Source organism: Micromonospora sp. NPDC048835 (assembly GCF_040649995.1).
GTDB lineage: Bacteria > Actinomycetota > Actinomycetes > Mycobacteriales > Micromonosporaceae > Micromonospora.
On record NZ_JBEZGM010000035.1, the window covers coordinates 38496 to 49577 of the forward strand.

11 protein-coding genes are annotated in these 11082 nt (G+C 70.8%); 5 read left to right on the top strand and 6 right to left on the bottom strand.

Going from position 1 to position 11082, the window contains the following annotated elements; translation table 11 throughout:
* Positions 1-12 precede the first annotated feature (12 nt).
* On the top strand, positions 13-1725 hold the full coding sequence (locus AB0C15_RS28810) for a trehalase family glycosidase (RefSeq protein ID WP_357357145.1): 1713 nt from the start codon (positions 13-15) through the stop codon (positions 1723-1725).
* A gap of 40 nt (positions 1726-1765) precedes the next feature.
* On the opposite strand, the gene AB0C15_RS28815 is transcribed toward AB0C15_RS28810, so the two are convergent.
* Entirely contained in the window at positions 1766-2779 is a 1014-nt protein-coding gene (locus AB0C15_RS28815; RefSeq protein WP_357357147.1) for a LacI family DNA-binding transcriptional regulator, read from the bottom strand.
* A gap of 204 nt (positions 2780-2983) precedes the next feature.
* On the opposite strand from AB0C15_RS28815, the gene AB0C15_RS28820 reads away from it, so the two are divergent.
* Complete coding sequence (locus AB0C15_RS28820; protein ID WP_357357149.1) at positions 2984-4462, top strand: arabinofuranosidase catalytic domain-containing protein; 1479 nt, start codon at positions 2984-2986, stop codon at positions 4460-4462.
* A gap of 97 nt (positions 4463-4559) precedes the next feature.
* Here AB0C15_RS28820 and AB0C15_RS28825 read toward each other — a convergent pair whose 3' ends face one another.
* Complete coding sequence (locus AB0C15_RS28825; protein WP_357357151.1) at positions 4560-5147, bottom strand: alpha/beta fold hydrolase; 588 nt, start codon at positions 5145-5147, stop codon at positions 4560-4562.
* Positions 5148-5344: 197 nt separating this feature from the next.
* Between AB0C15_RS28825 and AB0C15_RS28830 the strand changes: the two genes are divergently transcribed.
* Positions 5345-6799: an alkaline phosphatase PhoX gene (locus AB0C15_RS28830; protein ID WP_357357153.1), complete on the top strand. Its 1455-nt coding sequence runs from the start codon at positions 5345-5347 to the stop codon at positions 6797-6799.
* A gap of 85 nt (positions 6800-6884) precedes the next feature.
* Here the strand turns inward: AB0C15_RS28830 and AB0C15_RS28835 are convergent, their stop codons facing one another.
* The 4 genes from AB0C15_RS28835 to AB0C15_RS28850 form a co-directional block, all read right to left on the bottom strand.
* A complete protein-coding gene (locus AB0C15_RS28835; RefSeq protein WP_357357155.1) occupies positions 6885-7301 on the bottom strand; it encodes a VOC family protein in 417 nt (138 codons plus the stop codon).
* 9 nt (positions 7302-7310) lie between these two features.
* Positions 7311-7445, bottom strand: a complete 135-nt coding sequence (locus tag AB0C15_RS28840; RefSeq protein WP_357357157.1) for a hypothetical protein — start codon at positions 7443-7445, stop codon at positions 7311-7313.
* A complete protein-coding gene (locus tag AB0C15_RS28845; RefSeq protein ID WP_357357159.1) occupies positions 7442-7816 on the bottom strand; it encodes a cupin domain-containing protein in 375 nt (124 codons plus the stop codon). Before AB0C15_RS28845 ends, AB0C15_RS28840 begins: the two co-directional genes overlap by 4 nt.
* Before the next feature lie 75 nt (positions 7817-7891).
* On the bottom strand, positions 7892-8383 hold the full coding sequence (locus AB0C15_RS28850; RefSeq protein WP_357357161.1) for a YcxB family protein: 492 nt from the start codon (positions 8381-8383) through the stop codon (positions 7892-7894).
* Positions 8384-8477: 94 nt separating this feature from the next.
* On the opposite strand from AB0C15_RS28850, the gene AB0C15_RS28855 reads away from it, so the two are divergent.
* Both AB0C15_RS28855 and AB0C15_RS28860 read left to right on the top strand, forming a co-directional pair.
* Positions 8478-9449: a PaaX family transcriptional regulator C-terminal domain-containing protein gene (locus AB0C15_RS28855; RefSeq protein WP_357357163.1), complete on the top strand. Its 972-nt coding sequence runs from the start codon at positions 8478-8480 to the stop codon at positions 9447-9449.
* Positions 9450-9731: 282 nt separating this feature from the next.
* Positions 9732-10937 carry a cellulose binding domain-containing protein gene (locus AB0C15_RS28860; protein WP_357357165.1) on the top strand — a complete coding sequence of 402 codons (1206 nt, stop codon included), beginning with the start codon at positions 9732-9734 and terminating at the stop codon, positions 10935-10937.
* Positions 10938-11082: the final 145 nt, after the last annotated feature.

The following is an 11082-nucleotide window of genomic DNA, read 5'->3' on the forward strand; positions in this document are numbered from 1 at the left end:
CACCCGCCACCCATGACCGTCGCCCCGTCCGGTCCGGAGTTCCCCATCCAGGACATTCCGTTCAGCTACCGCGGATCCTGGTTCAACATCTCCCCGGTGGTAGCCGAGAAGACGTACGCCGACGATCTGCACCTGGTCTCCCACCAGACCGGGCTGCACCCCGTACTGCGTCTCGCCCCCACCGTCGCCGGCAGCACCGTCACCGCCACGCCCGCGCTGCTGACCTGGCGTAACGGCGACGACCGGATCGAGGCCGTCTACGACGGGCCGGACACCCTGCGGATCCGGGGCCACCGACTCGGTCTGCGGGTGGCGGCGGCCGCGCCCACCCTCACCCCGTTCAGCGGCACCTACCTGTACGGCGACCCGGTCGACGGGTCCCACGTGTTCACCTCGTACGAGACCGGTCGCCGTTACCGGGTGACGGTGGTCTCCGGCGCTCTGCCCCGCACCGAGGGCACGCAGGCGCTCGGCAGCGCCGACCGGTCCCTCGACCTTTCCGGCGACCAGCCGTGGGAGATCGCCATCGAGGAGTACGCCACCGCACGCCGCCCGTACGCCGCAACCGCCACCTTCGAGCAGCTCCGCCATGATCGGGTCGCCGAGTTCACCGCGTTCGTCGACGCGATCGCGCCCTGGCGTGGCGCGGAGACCCCGGCCGCCGAGCTGGCCGCGTACGTCCTGTGGTCGGCCACGGTCGCCCCGGCGGGTTTCGTCACCCGGCCGGCCGTCCTGATGTCCAAGCACTGGATGGACAAGGTCTGGAGCTGGGACCACTGCTTCAACGCGATCGCCCTGGCGGCCGGGGAGCCGGAGCTGGCCTGGCACCAGTTCCAGCTTCCCTTCGACCACCAGGACGAGGCCGGAGCCCTCCCCGACTCGGTCACCCACTCCGAGGTCCTGCACAACTACGTCAAGCCCCCCATCCATGGCTGGGCCCTGCGTCACCTGCGCCGACGACTTCCCCAGCAGCCGAGCCGGGCGGAGCTGGCGCAGACGTACGAGCGGCTTGCCCGCTGGACCGGATTCTGGCTGGACGCGCGGCGCGCGCCCGGCCACGACCTGCCGCACTACCAGCACGGCAACGACAGCGGCTGGGACAACGCCACCACCTTCGACGACAACCAGGTCCTCGAGACGGCCGACCTCGCCGCGTTCCTGGTCTCGCAGCTCCGCTGCCTCGCCGACCTCGCCACCGAGTTGGGCGAGCCCGCTGGCCGCTGGTCCCGGGAGGCCGACCGGATCCACGGGGCCATGCTGCGCGACCTGTGGGACGGCGGACGCTTCCACGCCCGTGACCCGCACAGCGGACGCCTGCGGACGAGCCGCAGCCTGCTCGACCTGATGCCCGTCGTGCTCGGGGCCGACCTGCCGCCCCCGGTCGCCGCGACGCTGGCGCGAGGCGTCGAAACCCACCTGACCACCCACGGGCTGGCCACCGAACCGACGGACTCGGCCCACTACCTCGCCGACGGCTACTGGCGTGGCCCGATCTGGGCCCCCTCCACCGTGCTTGTCGAGGACGGCCTGCGCCGGGCCGGACAGACCCGGATCGCCGACGACATCAGTCGGCGGTTCCTCGCGCTGTGCGAGAAGTCCGGCTTCGCGGAGAACTTCGACGCCGAGACCGGCACCGGGCTGCGGGACCGCGCCTACACCTGGACCGCCAGCAGCTATCTCATCCTCGCCGCCGCGCAGGAGGAACGGAGGGTCAGGGGCGGGTAGTCGGGTTTGCTCTGCACCCGCGGAGGCGCCACTGCGCGGCTCAGCGGGCTCGGACCGGGCCGGTGCTGGACCGCAACGAGATGGGCGGGCTGTACAGGCGGTGTCGGGGCACCGCACCAGGAGCCGCGATGATCTCCAGCAGCAGGGACACCGCCTCGGCGCCCATCTCGACCATCGGCACGTCGGCGGCGGTCAACGGCGGGCGGAAGTCCTCCGCCCAGTGCTGCGCGGCGACCCCGCTGACGGAGAAGTCGCGGGGCACGGACAACCCGGCGCCGGTCAGCGCGCGCTGCATCCCGGGCAGTGCGGCCTCGTTGATGGTGGCCACCGCGGTGACCTCCGGGTGCGTCGCGAGCAACTGCTCCATGCACGCCTCGCCGGAGGCCGTGTCGTCGCCGCTGCAGACCTCCACGCCGGCCAGACCCCGCTCCAGCGCCGCCGTACGGAAGCCGGCGAGCGCGCGGTGGCTGGGACCGTACCCGGCGGCGACCAACTCGGCGGACCTGTTCACCAGGGCCACGTGCCGGTGCCCCAGGTCGGCCAGGTGGTGCACGCACCTGGCGATCAGCCCGGCGTAGTCGATGTCGATCCAGCTCATCCCGTGCGGCTCGGCGGTCCGACCGATCGTGACGAACGGCAGCCCGGCCCTGGTCAGCCGAGTCACCCGGTCGTCCGCCAACCGGATCTCCATCAGGACCACGCCGTCCACCCGACGCCCGGTGACGATCCGCTCGAACGACCGGTCATGGTCGCCACCGGAGGGGGACAACAGCACGTCGAGGTCGTGGCGGGCGGCCGCCTCGACGACGCTCGCCACGAAGCCCAACTGCATGTCGGTCAACCGCTGGCTGGCCGGAGGGATGACCAGCCCGAGGGTGCGGGTGCGCCCCTCCTTCAGCGCACGGGCGCTGGCGTTCGGCCGGTAGTCCAACTCGTCGATGACCGACTGGATCCGTTGGCGGGTCGCCTCGGAGACGCTGCGTTTTCCGCTGAGCACGTAGGAAACGGTGCTGCGGGACACCCCCGCCCGGCGAGCGATCTCCCCGATGTTCATCAGTCGCCCTCGAATCGATTCTTGCCCCGACACGGGGACGCACCTTGCTCCGCCGACCAGCATATCCGTCCTCAGGCTCGTCGATCGATGACCAACCGTGCCAACTAGCGCATCGGGATTGATGCCTATTAATCTCACAGGTATGACGTGTGACGTCAATCGCACCGCCGCACCTCACCCCCACCATGTACTGGAAAGGATCCGATGAATGTGAAGAGGACGATGGGTCGCGCGCTTGCCGCCGCCGCAACCCTGCTGGCCCTGGTCGTCGGCGTCGGCGTCTACGTGGTCGCGGACGCGCCCGGCGTGGCGCACGCCGCCGGCACCGGGCCGTGCGACATCTACGCCGCCGGGGGCACGCCGTGCGTCGCAGCGCACAGCACCACCCGCGCGCTGTACGGCGCGTACAACGGCCCGCTCTACCAGGTCCGACGCTCGTCGGACAACACCACCCGCGACGTCGGCGTGCTTGCCGAAGGGGGCTACGCGAACGCCGCCACCCAGGACTCGTTCTGCGCCAACACGAGCTGCGTCATCACGATCATCTACGACCAGTCCGGCCGCAACAACCGCCTCACCCAGGCGCCCCCGGGCGGCTTCGCCGGGCCCGCGCCGGGCGGTTGGGACAACCTCGCCGACGCGAAGGCGGCGCCGGTCACCGTCGGCGGCCAGAAGGCGTACGGCGTCTACATCGCCCCCGGCACCGGCTACCGCAACAACAACACCAACGGTGTCGCGACCGGCGACCAGCCCGAGGGCATCTACGCGGTCGTCGACGGCACGCACTACAACCAGTGGTGCTGCTTCGACTACGGCAACGCGCAGACCAACAGTCTCGCCGACGAACGCGCGATCATGGAGACCGTCTACTTCGGCGCCAACAAGCAGTGGGGCTACGGCGCCGGGGCCGGCCCCTGGATCATGGCCGACCTCGAGTGGGGGCTGTTCTCCGGAGTGAACGCCGGTTACAACAACATCGCGTCCATCAACCACCGCTTCGTCACGGCCATGGTCAAGGGTGAGCCGAACCACTGGGCGATCCGCGGTGGGAACGCCCAGTCAGGCAGCCTGACGACCTACTTCGACGGGCCGCGCCCCAACGGCTACCACCCGATGAAGAAAGAGGGGGCCATCCTGCTCGGCATCGGCGGCGACAACAGCATCACCGGCCGCGGCACCTTCTTCGAGGGCGTACTGACCTCCGGCTACCCGACGGCGGCCACCGAGAACGCCGTCCAGGCCAACATCAACGCCGCCGCCTACGCCCCGGCCGCCGGCGGCAACCCGCAGCAGAACGTCCAGCTCGTGGGCGCCCAGTCCAACCGCTGCGTCGACGTGCCGAACGGCACCACCACCAACGGCACCCAGGCCCAACTCTGGGACTGCGTCAGCACCAGCACCGCGCAGCGCTGGACCTACACCGCCGCAAAACAACTCCAGGTGTACGGCAACAAATGCCTCGACGCCAACGGCCAGGGCAACACCAATGGCACCCAGGCCATCATCTGGGACTGCCACGGCGGCACCAACCAACAATGGAACCTCAACTCCAACGGCACCGTCACCGGCGTCCAGTCCGGGCTGTGCCTCGACGCCAATGCCGCCGCCACCGCAAATGGCACCAAACTCATTCTCTGGGCCTGCAACGGCGGCGCCAACCAGCGATGGACCCCGCGTAGCTGACCGCCGCGGGCGGTGACCGACGGTCACCGCCGTCGGGGCGGACGCGGTCGGGAGCGGTATACCGCAGAGTCATATTCATACCTCTGCGGTATACCGCTCACGGCAGACCGGGATGGCGGGCCGGTCCTTCGCGCCGGATCACCGTCGCCACCTCACTCAGATCGTCGTTCAGCTGGTGGTCGCGCCCGGGCAGCCGGTGCAGGTGCGCCTGCGGGACGACCGCGGCGTACCGTTCGGCGTGCGCCGGCGGCGCGGTGTCGTCCTGGAGCCCGTGGAACACGTGCACCGGCACGCCGCGCGGCAGCCTCGCGCCGAGGTCGGGCGGCAACCCGAACTCGTCGTTCGCCCAACCTCCGACCCCGACGAACGGGGCGGCGACCAGCACGATCGCGCCGAGCGTCCGTTCCGGTGGCCGTTCGGCGAGCGTGTGGACGAGGATCGTCCCGCCCACCGAGTGGCCCACGACGACCACCCCGTCGTCCAGGGCCGCGACCTCGCGCCGGATGGCCGCACTCCAGGCGGCGTGGCTCGGGTCGCCCTCGTCGGGCATGCGCGGGTAGTGGATCTCGTACGCGTCCCCGAGCTCACGGCGCAAGCTGTCGACGAGCTTGTCGTCCCATTCGTCGTGCACACCGGCACCGGCCCCCTGGATCAGCAGGACCTGCGGGACTCGTCCGATCGCCACGATTGTGTGTGCCCGGCGTACGGCCGCCACAAACGGGTGAACGGCCGCCACCGGCACCCGGCCGGCCCGGCGACGTGTGCGCGAAGCCGACTCTTCACTTCGATGTCACCGCCCGATCCCACGGCTGACGTGTCGCTGTCCGTCCGAGGGAGTTGGCTGCGGGTCGTCGCACATGTCCTGACCAGGAGTTGATTCGCGTGCCTTCCTCTCGTCGTACCTTCCTCGCCAGCGGCGCCGCCGCCGGTGTCGGCATCGCCGTCGCGGGCGGCCTGCCGTCCCTGGCCCAGGCCAGCCCGGCCCGCCCGCACCCGCCGGTGAGGCCCGGCACCGTGCCCTTCCCCCCGCTCGTGGACGACCCCAAGGGGATCCTGGCCCTGCCCAGGGGCTTCCGCTACACGGTGGTCACCCGGACCGGGGTCACCCGGCTCGACCGCGGTCAGGGCACCACCCCGTCGGACCACGACGGCATGGCCGTCTACGACGCCGGGCACGGCCGGTACACCCTGATCCAGAACCACGAGATCGACCCGGGCGCCGAGTTCGGCGTGCCGCACGTCAAGGGAACGGTCTACGACGCGGGCGCCGTCGACGCCGGCGGTTGCACCGTGATCAAGACCGACCTCGCGGGCCGCAACCTCGGCGAGTTCGTGGCGCTGTCCGGCACCATCTCCAACTGCGCCGGCGGACCGACCCCCTGGGGCACCTGGCTCACCTGCGAGGAGGCCGAGGACCGGGCCGGCGACACGTGGGAAGAGGGCGGCCGGTCCGGCGTCTACCAGAAGGACCACGGCTACGTCTTCGAGGTGTGGGCCGACGGCAGCGCCGACCCGAAGCCGATCAAGTGCCTGGGCCGCTACTCCCACGAGGCCGTGGCCGTCGACAAGGACCGTACCCGGGTCTACCTGTCCGAGGACGCCGACGAGCCCAACGGCCTCTTCTACCGGTGGACCGCGCCGCACGGCGTGAAGCTGGGCCCGGGCGTGCTCACCCGCCTCGCGCCGAACGCCGGTGTCCTCGCCGCGATGCAGATCATCATGGACGACGGTTCGGTGCTGCCGGACGTCGCCTACCTGACCTCCGCCCAGCTCGGCCGGCCCTTCCCGGTCCGGTGGATCGAGGTGCCGGACCGCGACGCCCGCACGACGCCCGTGCGTGAGCAGTTCGCCGACGGGCAGGTCACCCGCGGACGCAAGTTCGAGGGCGTGTGGGCCACCGACGAGGGCGTGTACGTGGTCAACTCGTACGCCTGGGACGAGGGTGACCTGCCGGCGGACGCCGCTCCGCACGACGGCATGGTCTGGTTCTACCACTTCAAGGACCAGACCATCCAACTGGTGACGTACTTCCCGCACCAGACCCAGTCCGAGGAGGGCACGCCGGTCAAGTACACCGACATCACCTTCGACGGCCCGGACAACGTCACGGTCACCCCGTGGGGAAGCCTGGTGCTCGCCGAGGACGGCTCGGGTGCCTCCCACGTGCTCAGCACGATCCCGGGTGGGCCCACCTACGCGATCGCCCGCAACCAGCTCAACGACTCGGAGTTCTGCGGCCCGACCTTCAGCGCGGACGGCAAGGTGCTCTTCGTCAACATGCAGGACCCGGGCCTCACCCTGGCCATCACCGGCCCGTGGGAGAAGTACCTGGGCTGAGCGAGCCCGAATGTGGGGGGCCGGGCGACCCGCCCGGCCCCCCACCCAGACTCGACCGCGCTCAGCAGACGCGCGGCGGGCGGCGCTAGTCGAGACAGAACTCGTTGCCCTCGACGTCCTGCATGTTGAGGCACGACTCGTTCTCGCCGTCGGCGAGCAACAACTGCCCGCGTACCGCGCCGAGCGGGATCAGCCGCGCGCATTCGGCCTCGAGGGCGGCCAGGCGCTCCTCGCCCACCAGCCCGGTGCCGACCCGCACGTCGAGGTGCACCCGGTTCTTGACGACCTTGCCCTCGGGCACCCGCTGGAAGTACAGGCGCGGGCCCACCCCCGACGGGTCGCTGCACGCGAACCACGAACCCTGCTCGGAGTTGACGTCCTCCCAGGAGGCGAACCCTTCCGGGGCCGGCGGCGGGACGTACCCCAACACCTCACACCAGAAACGGCCGACGCTCACCGGCTCGGCGCAGTCGAATGTCACTTGAACCTGCTTGACCGACATCCGCTCACCTTATGAGTCGCGTCGCCGCCGCTGACCGCGCACCCCGGACAGCAGGGTGCGTACCACACCCGGGTTGCCGACGATGTCGTGCGCGCGCCGCTCGCGCAGACGGCGGTGATCGATGACCGGCCGTGGGGGGGTCACTCCACCTTGGTGAGAAGCGGTTTCCCCTTCTCGACGACGTACGTGGCCAGTTCGACTGCGACACCGTCGCCGACGTTGCGGGCCTGGTGGTGCACGCCGTAGGGCACGGTGAGGGCGTCCCCGGTCCGGCACACCACCGGCGGCTGACCGTCGAGGCTGTATTCCAGCGCCCCCTGGAGGACGCAGATGATCTCCTCACCGGGGTGGAAGTGCTTGAACGGCGGCGAGTCCGGCGTGAACTCCACCCGGGTCTGGATGACCTCCCGCCCGGGGATGCTGAGGTCGTGCCGTTGCAGATCGATCCGCCACAGCCCCGGTGCCGACTCCACCGCGGTGGGGCTGATGCCATCGGGTCGATCCTTGCTGCTCATGACAGCCTCCGGTGAGCCGTCGGACCGACGGCGACTATTCGGACATAACGCATGCCGTCGAGGATAGGTCCGAACTCACCGCAGCAGTCCCCGTTCGGCCATGTGCGCGCGCAACGTCTCGGCCTCCTCGGCGGACATCAGCCAGCGCGGGATCACGGTCGCCGGCATCCGTCCGACGTACACGACCCAGAAGTCCTGGACGTCCCGCACCTGGGCGACCCCGTCCCAGGCGATGCCGCCGGACTCCGAGCCGCTGCGCATCATGATGTTGTCGTCGGTGATGTCGTAGGCGCCCTCGACGGCGTAGTCACCGGAGCGGCGTCGGGCGCGCGCCAGCACCCACGGCCGGTACAGCATCGACAGCACCCCGGCCACGACAAGTGCCGTCCACAGCGGCGCACTCCGCTCGCCCCACCCGAACCCCCGCGAGACGACGAGGCCGACCACCCCGACCACCGTGAGGGCAGCTCCGATATAGCCGAATCTGCGCAGTCGGACGCTGCCGAGCGCGGCGGCCACCCGGCCCGGGTACGCGGGATCGGCGGGGACGTCGAAACGGATGTGCACGCCAGCACGATAGTGCTCCCCCGCGCCCTCGGTGGCGCCTCACCCCACCTCGCCTGACGAGGCCGCGCGTGTCGTGGTGAGGCAGTCTGGTGAGGTGAGCGCCCGCGAGCCCGTCGACGACGTCCGAACACCTCGGGCCCAGAGCGGGTCCAGCCCGCAACACCTCCTGGCGACGGTGCTCGGCGAGTACCTCGACTCCTCGGACGCCGACCTGCCGTCGACCGCGATCATCGCGATCCTGCGGGAGTTCGGGATCAGCGAGTCCAGTGCCCGCGCCGCGCTGTCCCGGCTGGTCAAGCGCGGTCTCATCGCGACACGGAGGAGGGGGCGGTCGCCGGTCTACCACCTCACCCCGCAGGCGATCGCAAAGCATCGCTCCCGGATGCGGCATTTCCTGACCTTCGGCTCCCACCCGGCGCCCTGGACCGGCGAATGGGTGCTGGCCTCCTTCTCCATCCCGAACTCCGGCCAGGCGTCCCGGCACGCGCTCCGCAGGTCGTTGACCGCACTGGGCTTCGTGGGCCTGTACGACAGCGTGTGGATCCGGCCGGGGTCCGACGCCGCGCCGGCGCGGGAGGCGCTACGCGAGTTGCTGCACCCCGTCGAGGGTGCCCGGTGGTCGGTTCTGCTCGCCCGGTTCGACGATGAGACCGGGCCCCACGGCCCCGCCTCCGCGTACGACCTGACCGGGCTCGCCTCCGCGTACTCGCGCTTCATCGAGCGACACACGGCGTTGCGGGCAGCCGCGCGCAACGGGGAGGTGGACGCGGCCCGGGCGTTGGTGGCCCGGACCTCGGCCATGGATTCCTGGCGGAAGTTCGCGGACATCGACCCGGACCTGCCGCCCCACCTGCTACCGACTCCGTGGCCCCGCCAGCAGGCCAGAGAGATCTTCCTGGACATCCACCGCACGCTCGGCTCGCTCGCTCAGGCGCGGCTCGTCGAGGTGGCGACGCCGCACTGGCCGGAGGCCGCCTCGTGGATCACCCACTTCCAGGCGTCGAGGGATCTTTCGCGGCCGGAGCCGACCGGCGGGAGGCACGGCAGCGGCCCAATCGCGAACTGACGACGTCGCGGCCGGCCAGAGCCAGCCACACATTGACACCTTTCGTTGCGGCAGTGATAGTAACTGCATACAGCTCTCATCGGAGCGCCTGTGGGGACCGCGGCCGGGCGGTCACCGGCGCTGAATGAGTGGGCAGCGGCGACCGGGGGCACGGCCGCCGCGCCGGCCGCGACGCGTTCACGTGGACCGAACCCGTGGCCGGCGCTGACCACCTCTCGTCGGGGCGCGAGTGACACACCCGCCGCCGCAGGGAGCGCCACCGTGACTGTTCCTGGAGGATCAATGAGAAGGCGAACCAAGATCTACGCGGGGCTGGCAGCCGCCATCGTCCCGGTCACCTCCGTGATCATGGCGCTGAGCGGGACACCGGCGTCCGCCGCCATCGGCGGCTCCGGCCCCTACCCCGCCGACTACGAAACCTCGGCGACCCTGGCCAACCACACCATCTTCAGGCCCCAGACCCTCCCGTCCGAGCGCCTCCCGATCGTCGTGTGGGGCAACGGTGGCTGCTCGGCCAACGGGCTCTCCCAGGGCAACTTCCTCCGCGAGATCGCCTCCCACGGCTTCCTCGCCATCGCCAACGGCGGCCCGAACGCCTCCGGCTCCACCAACTCCCAGATGCTCACCCAGTCCATCGACTGGGCGACCGCGGAGAACTCCCGGCAGGGCAGCAAGTACTACAACAAGATCGACACGAGCAAGGTCGCGGTCGCGGGCTTCTCCTGTGGGGGCCTGGAGGCGTACGCCGTCTCGAACGACCCGCGCGTCACGACGACCGGCATCTTCAGCAGTGGCCTGCTGAACGACGCCGACGACTACCAGCTCCGCCGACTGACCAAGCCGATCGCCTACTTCGTCGGCGGCCCGAGCGACATCGCATACCCGAACGCGATCGACGACTGGGGCAAGCTGCCCGCCGGCCTGCCCGCCTTCATGGGCAACCTGAACGTCGGTCATGGTGGCACCTACGACCAGACCAACGGCGGCGAGTTCGGCCGCGTCGCGACCCTCTACTTCAAGTGGCGGTTGAAGGGCGACACCACCGCCGGTCGCAACTTCGTCGGCACCGACTGCGGTCTGTGCCGCACCCAGTGGAGCGTCCAACAGAAGAGCCTGACGCTCGACGACGGCACGCCGCCCACCACGCCCCCGCCGACCACGCCGCCGCCGACCACCCCACCGCCCACCGGCACCCCCGGCTGCACCGCGGTCTTCGCGGTCCAGGACCAGTGGAACGGCGGCTTCGTCGCAAACGTCAGCGTCACCGCGGGGAGCGCCGCGCTTACCGGCTGGCGGGTCACCGTCACCCTGCCGAGCGGGGCGGCGGTCAGCTCGCTGTGGAACGGGGTCAGCAGCGGCACCAGTGGGACCATCACCGTCGCGAACCAGAGCTACAACGGACGACTGGCCGCAGGTCAGGCCACCAGCTTCGGGTTCCAGGGCACCGGCAACGGCAGTGGCACCACGGTGAGCTGCGCCGGAAGCTGAGGTCCGCAACTCACACCGCCCGGCGGGGGGGGGGCCCCCCCCCCCCCCCCCCCCCGGGGGGGGGGGGGGGGGGGGGGTTGGGGGGGGGGGCGGGCGGGGGGGAATGTAACCAGGGGAGGGCCCCCCGAACAAAAAACAACCGGGG